This is a genomic window from Paenibacillus amylolyticus, from assembly GCF_047302515.1.
In the GTDB taxonomy this organism is placed as follows: Bacteria; Bacillota; Bacilli; order Paenibacillales; family Paenibacillaceae; genus Paenibacillus; species Paenibacillus amylolyticus_G.
Genome location: NZ_CP168019.1, coordinates 5,065,090 through 5,084,282, shown reverse-complemented (window position 1 = coordinate 5,084,282; position 19,193 = coordinate 5,065,090). Strand labels below are relative to the sequence as shown.

At 43.9% G+C, this 19,193-nt stretch carries 16 protein-coding genes; 8 read left to right on the top strand and 8 right to left on the bottom strand.

The window, feature by feature from the left end; translation table 11 throughout:
• Positions 1–465: 465 nt before the first annotated feature.
• The gene (locus ACDJ59_RS22120; RefSeq protein WP_047840512.1) at positions 466–1,347 is read left to right on the top strand and encodes a diacylglycerol kinase; all 882 of its coding nucleotides are present in this window, start codon (positions 466–468) and stop codon (positions 1,345–1,347) included.
• 628 nt (positions 1,348–1,975) lie between these two features.
• Entirely contained in the window at positions 1,976–3,688 is a 1,713-nt protein-coding gene (gene rlmD / locus ACDJ59_RS22115; RefSeq protein WP_413405825.1) for a 23S rRNA (uracil(1939)-C(5))-methyltransferase RlmD, read from the top strand.
• A gap of 126 nt (positions 3,689–3,814) precedes the next feature.
• Here rlmD and ACDJ59_RS22110 read toward each other — a convergent pair whose 3' ends face one another.
• Positions 3,815–4,741, bottom strand: a complete 927-nt coding sequence (locus ACDJ59_RS22110) for a ketopantoate reductase family protein (protein ID WP_413405823.1) — start codon at positions 4,739–4,741, stop codon at positions 3,815–3,817.
• A 149-nt stretch (positions 4,742–4,890) separates the two neighbouring features.
• On the opposite strand from ACDJ59_RS22110, the gene ACDJ59_RS22105 reads away from it, so the two are divergent.
• A complete protein-coding gene (locus tag ACDJ59_RS22105) occupies positions 4,891–5,472 on the top strand; it encodes a TetR/AcrR family transcriptional regulator (RefSeq protein ID WP_413405821.1) in 582 nt (193 codons plus the stop codon).
• A 138-nt stretch (positions 5,473–5,610) separates the two neighbouring features.
• Here ACDJ59_RS22105 and ACDJ59_RS22100 read toward each other — a convergent pair whose 3' ends face one another.
• The 3 genes from ACDJ59_RS22100 to ACDJ59_RS22090 form a co-directional block, all read right to left on the bottom strand.
• Positions 5,611–7,377 (bottom strand): leucine-rich repeat domain-containing protein, encoded by a 1,767-nt coding sequence (locus ACDJ59_RS22100; protein WP_413405819.1) that lies wholly within the window; start codon positions 7,375–7,377, stop codon positions 5,611–5,613.
• A 283-nt stretch (positions 7,378–7,660) separates the two neighbouring features.
• Entirely contained in the window at positions 7,661–8,542 is an 882-nt protein-coding gene (locus tag ACDJ59_RS22095; RefSeq protein ID WP_413405816.1) for a GNAT family N-acetyltransferase, read from the bottom strand.
• A 200-nt stretch (positions 8,543–8,742) separates the two neighbouring features.
• Complete coding sequence (locus ACDJ59_RS22090; protein ID WP_036668351.1) at positions 8,743–8,949, bottom strand: DUF2536 family protein; 207 nt, start codon at positions 8,947–8,949, stop codon at positions 8,743–8,745.
• Positions 8,950–9,337: 388 nt separating this feature from the next.
• Here ACDJ59_RS22090 and ACDJ59_RS22085 point away from each other — a divergent pair, with 388 nt between their 5' ends.
• Positions 9,338–10,312, top strand: coding sequence for a tRNA dihydrouridine synthase (locus tag ACDJ59_RS22085; protein ID WP_413405814.1), 975 nt, complete (start codon positions 9,338–9,340; stop codon positions 10,310–10,312).
• Between the two features lie 93 nt (positions 10,313–10,405).
• Here the strand turns inward: ACDJ59_RS22085 and ACDJ59_RS22080 are convergent, their stop codons facing one another.
• On the bottom strand, positions 10,406–11,461 hold the full coding sequence (locus ACDJ59_RS22080) for an ankyrin repeat domain-containing protein (protein ID WP_413405812.1): 1,056 nt from the start codon (positions 11,459–11,461) through the stop codon (positions 10,406–10,408).
• A gap of 252 nt (positions 11,462–11,713) precedes the next feature.
• On the opposite strand from ACDJ59_RS22080, the gene ACDJ59_RS22075 reads away from it, so the two are divergent.
• Both ACDJ59_RS22075 and ACDJ59_RS22070 read left to right on the top strand, forming a co-directional pair.
• Positions 11,714–12,283 (top strand): hypothetical protein, encoded by a 570-nt coding sequence (locus ACDJ59_RS22075; RefSeq protein WP_405171599.1) that lies wholly within the window; start codon positions 11,714–11,716, stop codon positions 12,281–12,283.
• A gap of 170 nt (positions 12,284–12,453) precedes the next feature.
• Positions 12,454–13,620 carry a cobalamin-independent methionine synthase II family protein gene (locus ACDJ59_RS22070; protein ID WP_413405809.1) on the top strand — a complete coding sequence of 389 codons (1,167 nt, stop codon included), beginning with the start codon at positions 12,454–12,456 and terminating at the stop codon, positions 13,618–13,620.
• A 190-nt stretch (positions 13,621–13,810) separates the two neighbouring features.
• Here ACDJ59_RS22070 and ACDJ59_RS22065 read toward each other — a convergent pair whose 3' ends face one another.
• Both ACDJ59_RS22065 and ACDJ59_RS22060 read right to left on the bottom strand, forming a co-directional pair.
• A complete protein-coding gene (locus ACDJ59_RS22065; RefSeq protein WP_413405807.1) occupies positions 13,811–14,389 on the bottom strand; it encodes a GNAT family N-acetyltransferase in 579 nt (192 codons plus the stop codon).
• Between the two features lie 44 nt (positions 14,390–14,433).
• A complete protein-coding gene (locus ACDJ59_RS22060; protein WP_413405805.1) occupies positions 14,434–15,195 on the bottom strand; it encodes a TVP38/TMEM64 family protein in 762 nt (253 codons plus the stop codon).
• A gap of 159 nt (positions 15,196–15,354) precedes the next feature.
• Between ACDJ59_RS22060 and ACDJ59_RS22055 the strand changes: the two genes are divergently transcribed.
• Positions 15,355–16,047 carry a response regulator transcription factor gene (locus ACDJ59_RS22055; protein WP_100526352.1) on the top strand — a complete coding sequence of 231 codons (693 nt, stop codon included), beginning with the start codon at positions 15,355–15,357 and terminating at the stop codon, positions 16,045–16,047.
• Positions 16,040–17,383 carry a histidine kinase dimerization/phospho-acceptor domain-containing protein gene (locus ACDJ59_RS22050; RefSeq protein ID WP_413405802.1) on the top strand — a complete coding sequence of 448 codons (1,344 nt, stop codon included), beginning with the start codon at positions 16,040–16,042 and terminating at the stop codon, positions 17,381–17,383. The genes ACDJ59_RS22055 and ACDJ59_RS22050 overlap by 8 nt, the downstream gene beginning before the upstream one ends.
• Positions 17,384–17,577: 194 nt before the next feature.
• Here the strand turns inward: ACDJ59_RS22050 and ACDJ59_RS22045 are convergent, their stop codons facing one another.
• The gene (locus ACDJ59_RS22045) at positions 17,578–19,113 is read right to left on the bottom strand and encodes a carboxylesterase/lipase family protein (RefSeq protein ID WP_413405800.1); all 1,536 of its coding nucleotides are present in this window, start codon (positions 19,111–19,113) and stop codon (positions 17,578–17,580) included.
• Between the last annotated feature and the right edge of the window lie 80 nt (positions 19,114–19,193).

Sequence of the window (19,193 nt, the reverse complement as noted above, 5' to 3'; positions counted from 1 at the left end):
TGGAAAAAGGTTTATGTTATTTATCTTTTCATCTTAAGATTTGTAAATTTGTAGCATATCTATGTCATAATCATATAAAGATCATCGAAATTGAAGACTAATTCCTGTCCAAGCGGGAAGAATGGTTGATTAATGAGACTATTTTACATAAAAGGTAGTGGGGAAGATTCAGGAGCGGTGCGTGAGGTTTATTGGGTAATAGGCAGATTAGTGGGTACGGATATGTTAAAATATACTTATACATTACAGGCTAGGACATCTTTACATTTGATGATATGATAGGAGTTAAAGGCTTTGGCATGAGACGGAATTCCTGATGCATAGATATAGGTAAGACGAATGATTAGAGCAACATTAACGCAAGTTCATTATTGTGTAAAAAATATGCCCTTTTGTGGACTGATGCAACGTAAGAATATGAGGTCGTTTAGACTCATGGATAATGTGGAATAGGTGGCGTATGAGATGAAAAAAGCTCGCTTAATATATAATCCGACCTCAGGCCGGGAAGAAATGAAGAAACGTCTGGCTGATATTTTGCAGCGTTTGGATCAAGGTGGTATTGAAGCTTCATGTCACGCAACAACGGGTGAAGGTGACGCAACCCGGGAAGCTGAACTGGCAATTGAACGCGGATATGACATGATTATTGCTGCTGGTGGCGATGGCACGTTGTATGAAGTTATCAATGGTATGGCTGAGCGGGAAAATCGTCCTCCGCTGGGTGTGTTTCCTTTGGGAACGACAAATGATTTTGCACGTGCACTCGGCATTCCGAGACAGTGGGAAGATTACGTGGATCTGGTCATTAACCAGCAGCTTCGTCCGCTCGATCTGGGCAAAGCGAATGATAAATATTTTATCAACATCGCCGGCGGTGGATCACTGACTGAACTAACCTATGAAGTACCGAGTCGTCTGAAAACGATGATTGGGCAACTGGCCTATTATATGAAGGGTATTGAGAAAATGGCGAGCCTGTCTCCTCAGGAGCTGATTATTCGTGCCGACGGTCAGGAAGAGATTCATGATGAATTCATGTTATTCCTCATCGCCAATACCAATTCGGTCGGGGGTTTTGAGAAGTTGGCTCCAGGTGCAACCATTGATGATGGTCTGTTCGATGTCATTTGCGTGAGGAAATGTAATTTGGCTGATATGATCCGCCTCGTAACGCTTGCGCTGCGTGGGGAACATCTGAACGACAAGAAAGTGGTTCATTTCCAGACGAGTCATATGGAAGTTACGTCGCCAGGATATGTGCAACTGAACCTGGATGGAGAGTTGGGCGGCACTTTGCCAGCTACATTTACGAATCTGCGTCATCATCTGATGTTGTATCGTTAAACTTGGCACTTGGCGGAGAATGTGGTTGCTTGCGCAAAGCGTCAATGCCGCAGTGGTTGTTGTATAGCATCGCACAAGTGGTGAGGAGAGTTGGATTCAGCTCTGCCGTAAGGTGAGATGGAAGTGTATTTTCCAGTTGCTGTGTAAGGTGGGATCGCGTATAATCTCATGTGGTCACCAAACGTTGAGCTGATACAGGGCACATTGTGGTGATTGAGTGAACATGAACAGTGAACAGCCAACAGTAAACATTGAACAGTGAAAGTTAAAAGTGCTGGTCTAGTTCGATGGTACTGCGATGTGGTACACCGTGCTGAATGTAACAGTTTGGTCGAGTGCCGGCTGGCGGTTAACGAACTCAGAAAGCCTTAATGTGGTGAAATCGCCGAATCTGCGAATCTAACGAATCTCAGCATCGTTATTTTGGAGAAAATGACCGAAAAAGATCGGGAAACACCATCCGAACTTGATATAACGTTTCTGAAGTTCATTAGAAATTCGGAACGTTATTTTTGATGTGAATAAGGTGTGTCAGGTTCTTTAGAATCGGGAACAAAATGAAAAATAGAGATTTCTCCCTCGCCTGCACAGGCAGGGTACTATATAAGAAGAAAGAAGTGAATGTACGTTGTCTAATACGAACCGCAGCGGTCGTGGAAAAAACCGCCGGAATTCGGCTGCCTCTCAGGGGCAAGGGAACGCTTCAGCGTCCCGTCAGCCAAGTCAATCATCTCGTCCATCTACACGTCAACAGGGAAAAGAGGTGCGGCCACAAGGCGCATCTCTTTCTGCCGTTCGTCCAAAGGGGAGAGCGCGTGAATCTGCACCAATCGAAGGTCTGCCCGTTAGCAAAAATGAAGAGACCGTCATCGACATCATTGGGATGAACCATGACGGCGAGGGTGTAGGTCGTGCAAATGGATACACGCTCTTTGTACAGGGTGCGCTTCCAGGTGAAACCGTGCGTGTGCGTGTGATGAAAACCAAGAAGCAGTATGGCTACGCCAAATTGCTGGAGATCGTGAAAGCAAGCCCGGATCGTGTGTCTGCGCCTTGCCCGATCTACGATCAGTGTGGCGGCTGCCAAATCCAGCATATGAGCTATGCCGGACAGCTTGCTTGGAAACGCCAGTTGGTGGTCGATAATTTGCAACGGATTGGCAAATTGAACGTGATGGTGGAGGATGCGGAAACGCTGGCATCCAACGTGCAGGAAGACGCTTCAGTTGGTGAGGCGAATGAAGCAAAAATGATTGGAAGTAATCGTATTCGACTTCGCCTTGAAGGTGTCATGAACGAAGAAGATACTGAGCAGGGCATTCGTGTACTGCCTACGATGGGTATGGACGAGCCATGGCGCTATCGGAATAAAGCACAGGTGCCAATTGGAGCTGCCGAGGGTGGTCTGGTAGGTGGTTTTTACGCTAAAGGTAGTCACCGGATCATCGATATGGAGAGCTGCCTCATTCAGCATGAGCATAATGACGAAGTGGTCGCGAAGGTTAAGGAGATCGGCAGCCATTTTGGAATTAGCGCCTATAACGAAGAGACAGGTCGCGGCTTGCTGCGTCATGTGGTCGTGAAGAAAGCGTTCCGTACAGGCGAGATGATGCTCGTTCTAGTAACGAATGGTCGAGACATTCCGTACAAAGACGAATGGATTGGCAGTATCCGTGAAGCGATTCCGCATGTAGCGAGTATCTGTCAGAATGTGAACAAAAAACAGACCAACGTCATCTTTGGCGATGAGACTCGCGTCCTGTGGGGCCGTGATGTAATTTATGATTATATCGGTGATGTGCAGTTTGCGATCTCGGCGCGTTCATTCTATCAGGTGAATCCAGTGCAGACGGAAGTGCTGTATGGCAAAACTGTTGAATACGCAGGACTGAGTGGTAAAGAGACAGTCATTGATGCCTATTGCGGCATCGGGACGATTTCTCTTTTCCTCGCGCAACATGCAGATCAGGTTTACGGGGTAGAGATCGTGCCTGAAGCCATTGAAGATGCTCGCAGCAATGCGCTCTTAAACGAGATGCGTAACGTTAAGTTCGAAGTTGGTGCTTCTGAGGACGTTATTCCACGCTGGAAAGAACAAGGCATCGAAGCTGATGTCATCGTCGTCGATCCACCGCGTAAAGGCTGCGATCCACGTTTGCTGGAAACGATTCTGGAGATGAAGCCGGAGCGAGTGGTGTACGTGAGCTGTAATCCGAGTACGCTGGCACGCGATTTAAGAGTACTGGAAGATGGCGGTTATCGGACGGTTGAGGTAACGCCGGTGGACATGTTCCCACATACGGTCCATGTGGAGAGTGTAGCGATGTTGGTTAGGGTGTAGTGTTTTGAAGCTACATTTACCTTTTTAATAAATAGCTACTTTGCCCGAAGCTTCTAAAGCTCGGGCTATAGTTGTTATAACCAAAGTAATTCATTCAACGAAAGGCATTCAGTTTATCAGTTTTCATTAGCTTTGTGTTGTTTCAGTGTTTTCTAATGCCACAGTAAGACGTGGCAAAGGTATACCTAACTTTTTTGCTTCTCTCACAACTTCAAGTACTGCAAAACCGGCTTTACTATTGTTGTATTCAATGAAAAGTCGTGGTAAGCTGCCCTTTGCAAAAATAACCTTGTTAAACAGCGTGCCGAGAAGTCCCGATGGAATCTTGGTCAACAGTAGAGTAATCGCGTCCATTTTTGCGCCTCTTGTTTTAAGTACAGGGGCCATTTCCCGCATACTCTTACCGACATTTGCGAATGAGTCACTATGATTCATAATTTCTGGAAAACTTCCCCGTTTTAACACTTCGGTCTCCATCGCCGCATTCATGGCAAAGTGATTCCATAGCCAGCTTTGCATATCCTTTATCCAATTGATTTTAAAATGGGTGCTTTCAAATAGTTCTTTGACCTTGTTGTTTATTTGTTCCGTGCCTACCCGTGGTTTTTCCAAAAATATCATTTTTAAAAAGCCGCCCCTAAGCGTATTGTCTTCAATGCCGCCTCCTGCTCCTGGAAACCCAAAGACAACATTGTTCATAGACAAGGGCAAGATCGATGATTCTAAATCTTGCCAAATATTATTGAATATTAGGATCGGGGTGTTACCAGCGGTAATCGATAGTAATTGTGCTGCTTCGGGAAGTTGCTTCGTATTGACACTCGCAATAATGAGATCGTAATTTGGGCTTATCTCCTCATGCAGCTTAACTTTCCAGCTTTCCTGGATTAAGTGTTTCCTTCTTCGTGCATCCCACATTTCAAGCGCTATATGACTTCCGAAGGTTTCTGTTCTCCCTTTTCTAACGTAAAACTCAACGGTGTGCCCTGCCTTTTCGAACGCCCACGCATATTGGGTCGATATTACACCTCTACCGAAAAATAAAATTCTCATCTTAGCCTCCTAATAATCCATATTCATCCTTGTTGATGATCCAACAACGTGTTGTATAATGTTATTGTATTGATTCACTATACGGTCATCAACCATCAGATTTTTAATATCTGTCGTATAATCAATTGAACAGAAAATGGAGGTCAATAATGAATAAGCAACCTGAAATTACGGAAAAAACAAGGCAGACATTTATAAATGTATTCTGTGATTTATATTGCCGAAAACCAATCGAAAAGATATCCATTCAAGAGATTGCTAACCAATCAGGATATAATCGGAGTACATTTTATCAATACTTTACAGATATCTATGAGTTGTTGGACTGCGTTGAAGAGCGTATTTTGAAATCCATTAAGGAGGAAATGGCAGGCAGAGAGTTTTCTACACATACTATTCAAGATGCACTTCAATGCTTAGAAAATGCAGAGGAGATTTCAGTTCTTAAAGCTATATTGGGCGACTATGGTTCTGTTCATTTTGTGGAACGCTTGAAAAGAGAAATTCCCTTTGAGCGATTGATTGTGGATTTTCCAACAGATGATGTCTTGGCACCATACATCATCGAGTTTTACATATCAACATTAATATCTATGTTTCGTCTTTGGATACACAGAGACAAAGATCTATCGTCGGAGGAATTGATCAAACTGATCGATAGTCTATTTTCAAAGGGGATAACACCGTATCATATCTTTGGCACGGTCAATCCGCAGCGTTCTGGAGTGTAGCGATGATGGTTAGAAAGCTAAACATAAACATAAGGGGTTCGAGAATTTATACATAATTCTCGAACCCCTTCTTGTCTTTGTTTCAATACCATCCATTAACTAAAATAGTATAAACCTCCCCATCATCCCAGGCGGTAATTAATATACGTGCACACCCGTACCAAGCACGTATTTGTTTTGTACGGAATTACCGGATAGATATACCTTGTGCAGATTAGGCAGCTGGCTTAGGGTCTCGATATTGGAAATGGCGTTGTTCTCGAGATGAAGCTCTTCTATGGCCTTCCATTTACTCATAAATTCGAGAGAAGCCAAATTGCTGTCTTGCAGAGTGAAGGAACGTAGAGCGGACATGTTGGCAAAGTAAGGCATCATCTGGTCAACTTCAGTAACAGAGGTGTTGTTTATGCTGAAATATGGCTGCTCTAAGGTCAAATGTTCAAGTACGCTGTTCTCCGCGGCCGCCTTTTGTTCAAAGTTCAGCCTACACTCGGAGCACACCAAAGATTTCACCTGCTTCAAACGAAATAAGGCATCGCTTTCCTTGAACAGTGACGAGTCGTAAATGTTTAAAGTCTCTAGGAGGGACAAACCGTCCAGGGCGGCAAGACGGGTTATTTCATCGATCTCCCAGAGCGAGAGTTGCTCCAGTTTCGGGAATTTCCCCAGCGTAGCCAAGTTCAATTCCCCACTTCCGCCACGGAGCGTCAGACTGGTTGTAACCGGGGCCTTTAGCCCGGGGAGAAAGGAGCTTGGAATTTCCACTCGCTCTACTTTAGGCAGTGTCAGCGCTTCTGCATTCTCGTAGTAGCCGGACAACGTTAATTCCCGCAAAGAGGGCAGACTGTTTATGGCCTTTACCGAGCCAAGCTCACTTAGAGAAGCCAGGCGTAGTGTGGTAATAGAGTTTTTGCCGGTCAAGCGCTCCAGACTGGAGAAGTTTACATTTTCAATATCTAACGTTTGTAGAGCAGGCATATTTTGCACAAAGTCGATGGACTTTACATTCGTTAAATAGGACAACTGAAGCTCCTGAAGCTGGGTCAAGGCATACAGCGGCTGCAGGTCTGTGGTTTCACTGTACTGTATAGACAAGGATGATAACCCGGTCATAGACGACAACCATCCGAGTTCATCGACAAAGGTGAGCGACAGGGACTTGATTGGCAATTGGTTTAACAAGTGAAAATCTGTTACGGACTCATCCACATAGGTAATGGATAAAGAACTCAGATTGGGAAATTCCAGAAGCATGGCCAATTCCTGATTGCTGCGAAGCTGAGTGGAAAGTTCCGTAATTTTAGACTTGTCGCCAAAGTAGCCCGAAAATGTACTGAAGGATTCGTTAAAAGCGCCAGCATAACTTTTTAATCCGGGCATATGGGCCAGAGTGGTTTGGTCCGTCTGGGATATTTCATAGGTATTTGTCAGGTCCAATGCCGTCAGTCCCTTAAAAGCTTCAAAATCTCGCTGATCAATCCGCTGGCTATTCAGTTTCTTGTCCTGAGTAATATAAGTGATCTTCTCGGCCTGTTCATCGCTGAAGGGATCGGAGAGGCTATATGTAAACTTCCACTGATCGTTCTCCGAATGCTCTACGGTTAAATAGCGAATACGAGCCAATTCCTCCTCTGTTGGCAAGGCGGACCCTTTATCGAAGATATCTCGCAAAAATGAGAGCAGAACCTCGCTTTCAGGCATCTTTCGTACAGTCAGATTGGCTTCTGTTTTTGAATAGGTGGAGCTGTTGCTATAATAAAAATATGTACCGATGGCGCCAGCTAGGACGAACATCAGTATCAGCATTACCTTTACGGAGGCAGTCTGCTTCAGCGGTGCTTTAGGGGGCGTTCCGTGGTAATGATTAATGGTCTGGTCTACGTAATAGACATGATTTTGCTTCAATAAAAGCTCTGTTTCACAATAGGGACACTTTAAAACCTCATCCTTCTTGTATTCAATTCTTCCGTTGCAATTGGGGCAGTTTAGCGGAATAAACGCCACGAATGTCCCCTCCTTCATTATGATGGTCATAAGATCATGCTGAACGGTCATCTGATTTCATTATACCTTGTGAATTTACGTTTGATGAGAGAAAGAAGTTTCACATAGCAAAGGAGCAGGGAAATCCTGCTCCTTTTTGATCTTTTTTAAGTATGGCTGGTGGTAGGCATCATTAAATAAATCATTAAGCGATCGAAGTAATCGGATGTTTAACTTGCACAGGGTAGAGATGTTCACCATGAGTTCTTACAAATAAACCTTCATTGGTGATCGAACTTTTTAGAACGATATCATCTGTTGCATCTGGCGTGAAATGAAAGGTTATTTTCTCCGTATCTTCATCTGCAATCTTATCCAAGATATCTTTCATATTCAATTCGTTTAAGCTAACAACGTCGAAGAGCTCAATATGATTGTCTTCTTTCTGATAAATAACAATGACGTTTTCGTTTTCCAAGTAATAAATATCATCACTAAAAACATTCAGGCAGTAAAACATGAATATGCCCTGGGCATGATTGGTAGCAAAATGCTGCGAAACAGGTAGTCTTTCGGATGCCAATTTTTGAATAAGACGTATATCATCCGCGTTAGTAACATTTAGTTTTCGGATGTTCGCAGGCTCGGATGATTTTTTTGCCGTATAATTCATTGAAAAAAGATGTTCTTCCACAGGATTAAATCCAAACTTGGGATAAAAATCAAGTACCGATTCATTGGCAAAAAGGTACATGTAATCGTACTTGTTCTCGTATTCCTCTAAAACTTTATTCATTAAACGTGTGGAGAGTCCTTTTCCCCGATAATCAGGATGTGTCATCACTGTGCCGATTTGAATCGCTTTTTTCTTCTCACCGTGAATGATGAGCTCAAGGATGTTAACAGAAACGTTGGCAATAACCAGGTCTCCATCGACATATGAATAAGGGATGTAACGCTCGCCCCAGTATCCTTGTTGATACCAATCTTCAAAATTGATCTCAAACGTGTTGATAGCAAGCTCGAAAAAACTCTTGCGCAGTACTTCATTGTTTTTATAATTCTTCATAAATATTAATTCTTGCATGGTATTACCCCCTTAATCCTCAAAAGTGACTGTTTGTATAGTGGTACGATTCCGTATTTAACTATGTAAAATATGATTACAGGTGACAATTATGGAAAGAGACGCGAGCGAATTCGCGTCTTCTTTTTTGCATGCTTTATAGGATATGCTTAAATGCAATTGCGTCAGTGAACTGTTTTTCTATTCAAAATCTTGGTCCATTAATCTACGGCAAAATGCACGATTGCACTATATAACATCTTGTTGCGAAAAGGGTCAAACGTTACTTGATGTTGAACTTGCTTTACGCGCAGCATTAATGCTTTGTTCATTCCGATTCGCTCTTCGATCGCTCGTTCGAGTTCACGGAAGTCATAAGCCTGCAAGCATTCGACTTTGTCTTTGATCATATCCAGTGAAATTTCCATATATAATTCAGGCCTCCTTAAAATCTCGATTTGCAGGTTAAAAGCCTGTCGAGCTTCATTTTAGAGGAGCTTTTCCAGTTCGGCAAGAGCAATCGGGCTGAAAATCTAATAAAGACGTGATAAAATCGGGAAAGGGCAATTTTGAGATCATCGAACTTCCATTAATCTGAAGATCTAATGGAAGTAATAACAGATACTGCTGTTTGAACAAAGTTACATTTGCATGGTATAAGTGGAGAAGAAGCTAGGACACCATAATGTGAATTGCAACGAAACTGCGAATGATCATGTAAATGATAGGCCAGTAGTTGCATGAGTTTCGAGTTTTACTATTTTAACTATTAATGAGGACAAAGACTGTCCTGGAATGTATAGAGGAGCTTTTGAGATGACAAAGGAAAACTTTTGGCGTGAATTGCCACGACCATTTTTTATACTGGCACCCATGGAAGATGTGACGGATGTTGTGTTTCGGCATGTCGTAGGTGAAGCGGGCAGACCGGATGTGTTTTTTACGGAGTTTGCGAATACAGAGAGTTATTGTCACCCGGAGGGGCACCATAGTGTGCGCGGAAGGTTGACGTTTACAGCGGATGAACAGCCGATTGTCGCGCATATTTGGGGAGACAAGCCGGAGTTTTTCCGCGAGATGAGCATTGGTATGGCAAAGGAAGGCTTTAAAGGCATCGATATCAATATGGGCTGTCCGGTAGCGAATGTTGCCGAGAATGGAAAAGGAAGTGGATTGATCTGCCGGCCAGCCCTTGCGGCGGAGATTATTCAAGCGGCGAAAGCCGGGGGGCTGCCGGTCAGTGTAAAAACGCGTCTCGGATTTACTGAGGTCGATGAATGGCGCGACTGGTTAACCCATATTTTGCGACAGGACATCGTGAATCTGTCCATTCACTTGCGGACAAGAGAAGAAATGAGCAAAGTAGATGCTCACTGGGAACTGATTCCGGAGATTAAGAAACTTCGTGATGAGATAGCGCCCAATACACTGCTGACGATTAATGGGGATATTCCTGACCGTGAAACAGGCCTGAGACTAGCTGAGCAATATGGCGTGGATGGTATTATGATTGGACGCGGTATTTTCCAGAATCCATTTGCTTTTGAGAAGGAGCCGAAGGAACACAGCAGCACGGAATTGCTTGATTTGCTACGGCTGCACTTGGATCTCCATGATCAATATTCCGAGCTTGAACCACGTTCGTTCAGCCCGCTGGCCCGTTTTTTCAAAATCTATGTTCGTGGCTTCCGCGGTGCTAGTGAGCTGAGAAACAGCTTGATGAACGCCAAGACCACTTCTAAAGTACGCGAATTGCTCAATGAGTTTGAAAGTAATGAACAGGTGGAGTAGAGTAAGACGTAATCATGGATACGGAGTATAATTTAGATAGATTTAATAGAAAAAAGAAGCGGTAACTTTTCCGCTTCTTTTTTGCTTTGCTGTTTAACGCGTATACGCAGGCTTCTCCATAGCCACCGGCTGAGGATTGGCAAGCACCCATAACACAGCCAACTCGGATAATCTGGCAGGCGCATCAAAATCGTATCCATCATGAAGCCTGCTGACCAAGTCTGCTGCCTCTTGGAGAAGTGCGGGGGCGAGTGGCGCACCAGAACCCAGGTGACGTATCAACGCATCTAGCATCTTGCGATACTCCGCATCCCAGTTTCCACCGCCATTATCCAATACTTCATGGGACACTCGTCCTGTGATGCGGATGACCTCTCCCTGCACCGTTTGAGCGTGGCCTTGGGCCGGAATGAGATATTCCCACAGCTCTTGGTGCTGTTTGGTCCAGGTGGTTGCCTTAACCTGAATGGGGGTATTCCCATCGTGCATGATCCGATTCGCTACCTGCTCGACATCAAATAACTGGTACAGTTTGATCAGCGCGTCTGAAACTTCATCGACCTTGTCCTTATTGAACTTCTCACGGACGAATTCAAAATCCTTACCGATCCGCTTCACCGATTCTTTCATATCCGGGGTGACCGATGCTCCGGCATCCAGCAGAATTGCGGAAATCTCTGCCAGATTGACTATATCGCTATTCCTGCAATTGATTAACCCCTTAGCTAATGGGGTATTTCCCTGTTTATTTTCAACGTTAATAGTAGCGCCTTGGTTTACCAACTCTTGAACCACTTTGGTTCGATACCCATTGACCGCTGCATGTAATGGTGTTTCATTTTGGTAATCCACAGCGTCCAGATCCGCACCTAATTCAAGGAACAGGGGTACATTTCCTGACCAGTGTGAGGCATGGGCATGTAAAGGCGTGCGCTGATATTTGTCGCGTGCATTAATATCTGCCCCTTGCTCTACCAGCCAGCGGACCACTTCATCCGATATTTGACGAAAGCTGAGGGCCGTACCTTTGCTGTAGCCCCCACGTGCATCCCATTCGCATTGCTCGAAAATTTCTTTTACGGTAGCGATATCATTATCTTTAACGAGTTTTTCCATATGAGCAGGTAAGGTTGCTTTCTTCGTAGCCATTACACTCTTCCTCTCCTTTGTGAATAACGCCGTATGTTCCAATGGTAGGCTATGACGATTTAATAGTAAGTAGATAATTTTCTGCAATTTTATCACATAGGGAATTTTAAAACCAATAACTGGGTTTCCTCCATCATCAATTTGTTTTGCTATGTTATAATTTAGATGAATGTTGATACTGGAGACGGATTGAAAAATATTTGAAATGATCGCCGCAATTCATGCGGTAGGCTTTTGATAATAGGAGGATCTATGTCCTGGAGTAAATTGAAGCAACAACTGGAGAGTTTTCTTAGTCCTGCGTTAGTTGGAAGTGTGGAGTACCGTGCCACCAGCTATAGCTATTCACCTGATAAATCAGGCAATTGTTATATTACTGTAGATAAAAAGAATGTACTCAACATGAGTGATACTACAACCCCAATCCGATGGTATCAGTCAGAGCAGGAGATCAAGAGCGACCCGGAAATCATGATTCCTGTGAGCGATGAAGAGATTGAAGCTATCAGAAAAGATTCCAAAGGACCCATTCCCGAGGATCGTCTTCAAGTCATGGCAAGAAGTAGAAAAATCTCCGTACATGCCAAAGAGCTTTTGTTGGCTCAGACCGCACTTAGTAAATCGAATTTTACCGTTGCAGCTACGACGTATTTATCAACTTCTATAGAGGATAATCTGGAGAGCAAGGATATCTTGTTTAATATTCTGGCTTTAATGGACAGACGAGTTGGCAAAAAGCGAATTCTAAATATGTCGGAGCAGGTCAAATTAAAGCATCCAGCCGTTCAGTATTTTTATGAACTGCGTCGTCGTACGGTGTGAAATTGAATAACGTTCACGGATAGAGGTACACTGTGTCGGTGACGGTTTCACTGAAATCTGTCTAATAAGTGGATATAGCTTTTAACTATAACCAGTTATGGTTTTTTAGTATCCCTTCTAACTGCTCTCAGCGTGATATGATCATTGTATACAACGAGGGGGTTTTTTACATGACTGATAAGTTCCAGATCGTAGGAAGTTTATTGCGGCCGGATGAGCTGCTGAAATATAAAACGCAAATTGAACATAATGATGATATCCAATATCCGTTCTATGAAAACTACGAAGGATATGAGAAGTGTGAGACAGAGTCAATCAAACAAGTTGTCGCTAAGGAAATCGAACATAACTTGTCCGTGGTTACCGATGGCGAATTCTCCAAATCGATGTGGCATCTGGACTTTGTATGGGGATTTGGCGGAGTGAAGCGTTACATCGCGGATCACGGCTATTTTTTCAGAGATGTGGACGGAACTTCGAAGTATGAAACACGCAAAGATATTGGACTGCGCATCACTGATAAATTGAGTGGAAAGAACCATCATTTCATTCAACTGTTCCAACAACTGCAAGACACGGCTGGCGAGCAACAAACGAAACTTTGCGTACCGTCTCCTTCCCATATTTTCGGTGAGCTTTCTTGGTCGGATAACATTGGCGGTACGGATTCTGTATATCAAAACATACAGGAGCTCAAAGAGGGTCTTGTGATCGCGTATAAGGAATTCGTGGAGGAATTCGCTGCAGTGGGCGGAAAAATTCTGCAATTCGATGATTGCTTGTGGGAACTGTTTGCAGACGACAACCCGAACTCTCCGTTTACAGGGGAAAATATTAATCAAGATGAAGTAAAGGGTCTCGCTACCGAATTCATTGATATTAATAATACTGTGATTGACTTTGGGCATAGCCTTGGCTTGAAAATGTGGACACATAACTGCCGCGGCAATTATGATTCCCGCAACATGGGTGGTGGATCGTATGCCAAAATTGCGAATCTGTTCCTGAAGCAATTGAAGTATGACCGTTTCTTCCTGGAGTGGGATGATGATCGTGCGGGTTCAATTGAAGCTCTGGAAGTGTTCAAGGACAGACCCGAAACGGAAATTGTACTGGGTCTGTTGTCATCCAAAACGAGTACACTCGATGATGAAGCGCGCGTTGTCCGTTTGCTGGACGAAGCTTCCAAAATCATCGATAAAGATCGGCTGTTGCTGTCTCACCAATGCGGCTTTGCATCTTGTGATGGAGGTAACGAATTAAGCGAGGCTCAGCAATGGGCGAAGATTGATCAAGGGCAGAAGATTGCAAAGCAATATTGGGGCAGCACCGTCTAGAATTCAAGCTGAATGTATTGTGACCTTATAAATACATTGCTCGATCAATAGTGTTATACACGATAATGAAACGGCGACTTTTCCTCTGGAATCTATCCAGTGAGAAGCCGCCGTATTTGTTGTGGAACGTACGTATACGTACGTTCTCATTTCTATAACTTTTTTAAACTAATGATGGGGCTGTCATTCTTTATTTCTGCGATTCACGCTGTGCCAGCCATTCCTTTTTCAACAAAGCATATTGATACGTATTCTCGTATTTCGGTGTGCCGTCCTCATTTTTGACAAATGAAATGAACTCCATAAAAAGACCTTCCCGACGCATGCCCAGCTTCTCACACAGTTTCTGAGAACGGAAGTTGTCATCCTCGACATAAGCGTACAATCTTCTTATTCCCTGTTCCATAAAGAGATTTTCGATGAAAGCATTGGCGCTCTCACTGGCATACCCTTTCCCTTCATATCTGCCATTAAAATTCCAACCAATACTATACGTATCTGAATTCGAATCCTTATCCGTATCGGAATCCCGATCTTCTCTCATACCAAACAGCTCACCGATCAGCTCGTTACTGTCCTTCAGGCAGACCGCGATGTGGGAATCGTCACTGCTTCTTTTTGCGACCTCTGCTGCCGCATCCTCCAATGTTGAAATTCGTTGATCCATAAAACAATTCACTCTGGGATTTGCTGTGTATTCCAACAGTCCGGCTGCGTCCGTTACGGTGAAATTTCTCAGGATTAATCGATTGGTTTTAAGTATTTGCATAAGATGATATACCTCCGGTTTTCATATCAATAGATTGGCAATGTTCATGTTGTATCTCTTTTTATTTTACGAGACTCCCTATTCGTACTATAACTGGGTATAGCCTTGGGTTTGGTTTTGGTACTGTCTGACCGGGAGAACAATCCCACCAATTTCTCCCTATAGATATAACCGAGTACAAACCCGGTTACAGCGATAACGGAAATAATAATGGCGATGGTGTATTGTTGCATATGAATTGTGGACCCTACAACGGTAGATGCGATGATCCACGGCAGACGACCGACGATAAGGATCGTGAAGAACCTAAACGAACTAATCGATGTAAGTGCGGCGACAAATACAAGCATGTCTTTGGGCAAGCCAGGAATCACGAAAAAGATAAATAAAAAAGCGGAGAACTTCTTCTCATCATGAATTAACGACATCCACTTATTATTTTTCTTGTGCATTAGCCGTGAAATATAAGCGCGACCGATAAAACGGGTGAAATAAAAGGCAATCGCTGAGCCTATAATCAAACCTATTGTAGTATACAAGGACCCAAGTGTAACCCCATAGATATAACCGCCTGCAATCTGTACCACTTCTCCTGGAATGGGTGCAACCACGATCTGAAGAATCTGGAATAAAATAAACATGACCGGACCCCAATGGCCTGTTGAATGAATATACGCTCTGAAATTGTCCATGGAAGACATGATTTTAATAATGGCAGGAGAATAATACACCAGTAGACCAATGGACAACATGATGAACAGACCCAACAATATGTTAATCATTACTTTTTTCGAAGTTTGTGGCATTCCTGACGACCCCTTTGTGTAATAACTTCTACATATTTACAGTATAAGACGAAATTATTAAGAGATACCTACATAACTTCTGAAGAATTCTTAAGTCGATTGTATTTGCTGGTAGTCGCTAATAGCGCATATTATACTGAAATTAGACGGAGGGATCAGATGAGCAAGAAAATTCTAATTGCTGATGATAACAGTGAAATTCGTGAAATTGTAAGGATTTTGTTAGAGAGTGAGAATTATGAAGTGATTGAAGCGATAGATGGTCAAGATGCGATTGATAAAGTGAACGAAGAGACGGATCTCATTATTTTGGATATGATGATGCCCAATAAATCAGGGCTGAAGGCGTGTCTGGAGATTCGTGAAAAAACAAGCGCACCGATCCTGTTTCTCACGGCGAAAACGCAGGATTCTGACAAACAATTGGCATTTTCCTCAGGCAGTGATGACTTTTTGTCCAAACCCTTTTCCTATACAGAACTTGTTTCGAGGGTGAAGGCTCTACTGCGGAGGTATTATGTATATCGGGGCAAGGAGAAGACCGAAGAACAGGACCAAATTATCGTTAAGGATCTTACCGTCCATCAGGATTCAAAAGCCGTGTTTGTTGGAGAGAAGGAAATTGCTCTGACTGAAATTGAATACCAGATTTTGCTGTTGTTGGTTAAGAAACGACGAAAGGTATTCTCGGCAGAAAACATATATGAGAGTGTTTGGGGGCAACCCTACTTTTATACGTGTAATAACACGGTGATGGTTCATATTCGTAATTTGAGAGGCAAACTGGAGGATGACCCGCAGAACCCTAAATATGTGAAGACCGTGTGGGGGAAGGGGTACAAAATTGAATAGATTATTAATCGGAAAAAAGCTGAAGATTAAACTGGTTCTGGCGGTTGTCATTTCTTTGGTCATTTCCATAAGTGCACTCGTTATTTTACAAGTTGTTGGCGAGACTGTATTGGATAGTTATTTAAGCAAATCCACTTTTGTAGAGAACAGGCAGCAAGATGCGCTCGATCGATTCGAAGCATTTGTGGATAACCAGAACGTGTCAACCCGTGATCATGAGCAATTGTCTGCTTGGATAAGACATGAGCGCTACTTAAATCTGTATATTTTTGCAAAAGACAAATTGATATTTTCCTCCAACACGGAGATTGATCCTGCCATTAATGAAGAGTTGTTAACTCAATTCGTGCCATCAAAAATACCCATCACCACTATCCATTTTGCGGATCAGGATGCCCAGATATACTTGGTTAGCTTTTATGAGTATCAATATTACAACCTCATTCTGATTATTGGTGTTTTCATAGCGGCCATTGTGTTCATTGTTTCCTTTCTACTGATGATTAATAAGAAAACATCTTATATTGGCGTGCTTGAACAAGAGATCAAAATACTCGAAGGTGGAAATTTGGACTATTCGATTACGATATCGGGAAAGGATGAACTGTCATCTCTGGCCCAGAGTATTGATGAGATGAGGAAATCATTTGTGGAGCGGCTCGGCAGCGAGGAGAGGGTGAGGATAGCCAACCGTGAACTGATCACGGCGATTTCCCATGATTTGCGAACGCCACTCACGATTCTATTAGGATATATGGATATCATAGAGCTTAACAAATATAAGACACATGAGGATCTGTTGCAGTATATTCATAATAGCCGGGAGAAGGCCTATCAGATCAAAGTGCTGTCGGACAAACTATTCGAATATTTTACGGTATCCTCCGCCGCTGAAGAAGAGGAAGTAGAATTTGAAATGTATGAGGGCAGAGCGCTTATCGATCAACTCATAGATGAGCAATTAGTGGTTTTGGAGGATATAGATGTGCAGGTTCAGACAGATGCACATCATGAGGAGTTTTTGCTGGAAATCAATCTGGTCGCTATGCGTCGCGTAATGGATAACATATTTTCAAATATTCGAAAATACGCCGATCCAGGGCATCCCGTTCATATCCAGATTTCTTTGAAGCAACAATGGGTCATTCTTGCGGTGGAGAATAAGATTAAACATGTTGGCAGAAAGAAAGATAGCAACGAAATTGGGCTCGTTAGTTGTCAGAAAATGATCCAGCAGCATAACGGGACGTTGACGGTGTCGCAGGAAAAGGATATCTTTTCACTACAGATTATGCTACCTGTCATCTTCAACAAACCAACACAGACTCATATATAACGAATCTCTTGGAATGATGCTGAATGTTCGTGGGATTCCTTTGGCTGCCTAATTGTTACCATAGACTTCTGTAGTGTGGTAACTTGCTAAATAGGCATAGAGGAAAGAACATCGATCTACCATTCACACTATACAAAAAGAGCCATGCGACAGCATGGCTCTTACATATACCGCGAGAGGGCAAGCCTCATGTTTTAAACAACAGGTGCATTCTGTTTCTTGAAATATTGTTCAATTAGAAACGCAAGCATCGGTCCGGGCTCAGCCTTCTGTAATTGAGCCTGATCGCCAAATTCCATGAGATACGGCTGTTCCGTAGTACAAGGAGTCCAATGAGGCATTAGCTTTCCGGTGGAGTCCGGACCGTTAGGATTACCTGTAGCAATAAAATTGGATAAATAATTACACATCTGGCGAGCCAGATCATAATGCTTGCCTGTGAAAGGCCGCCAGCATTTGGCAAGTGTTTCGAAGAAGAACCACAGATCGACGGAGTGAAAAGTGCCTGGCTGATCCCAGCCCGGAATCTCGGCGTCGAAGTTATAATAGTAGAGAGGCGTTTCAGACGGATGACCGCTGTTCGCGCGGATGGCGAGCAGAATGGCATGTTGGATCATGCGGACCGATGCTTGTTGCAGAGCATGTTCGATTTGGCCGGTATCAGCCTCACATAGCTGTAAAAAGGCAGGAGCATCCTCGCCAAACAACTCCACAGCCATCTGCTTCAGTTCTTCCAGATTGGCTGCGGCGGGACGGGTCCAAAATTCGGAAGACGTATGCCCCAGCATTACGGGTATCGCCTCACGCTCCTGCTGAACAAAACGAGTAAACGGATCGCCTGCGCAGAATTGTTCGTCGATGACGGTTCCCCAGAAGCTTTTGTATTCGAGTGCTTTGTCACGGAGATATTCAGCATCCAGTTGTCTCGTCTCAGCCAGGGAAGATACGCCCAGGAAGCCGAAAAATTCAACCCCTGCTTGCTCTGCATCCCTTAGTGTGGAACGGACAGAAGGCACGCGGACCTTCGGGTACAACTCGGTAGCTATACCGCTCATGATGACGGCTCGTTGGAACAAACCTTTATTTTGCGGAGAGGTCATCTGGCTGAGTACACTTCCTCCGCCTGCCGACTGTCCGCCGATAGTGATCTGTTCTGGATCACCGCCAAAGGCGGCAATGTTACGTTTGACCCATTGGGTACCTGCTTGCTGATCGAGATGCCCGAAGTTGGCAGGTGCATGGGGGGATTCGGCACTAATCTCAGGATGACACAGGAAGCCAAAGGCATTCAGCCGATAATTAATTGTCACAACGACAATACCTCTACGAGCGATTCGCTCGCCATCAAATTCCATTTCGGCCGTATGGCCGACTTGCAGGCCCCCGCCAAAATACCAGACAAAAACAGGCAGCTTCTCGTCCGTGCGTTTGGCTGGTGTCCAGACATTCAGATACAGACAATCCTCGTTCATGGGCAGGTCGGGATCAACGGCCCATTCACGGGTATAGATATTGTTATCATCGATGACCGTTGGGGCTTGGATGGAGATGGGGGCAAAATCAAATGCTTGCAGTACACCTTCCCAACTCGACTGCGGCTGCGGAGCGCGCCAGCGGTTCTCACCTACGGGAGGTGCGGCAAAAGGAATTCCCTTGAAGCTGGTAATCCGCGGGTCCGCCGCGGGCAGTCCTTGCACTTGTCCATGTTCTACCGTAACCATTCTAAGCATATAACATTCTCCTCTCTGGATTTAACGTGTAAGCGTTACCGAACATCTGATCAACGTGGCATTAGAAAGGGGGAATCAAG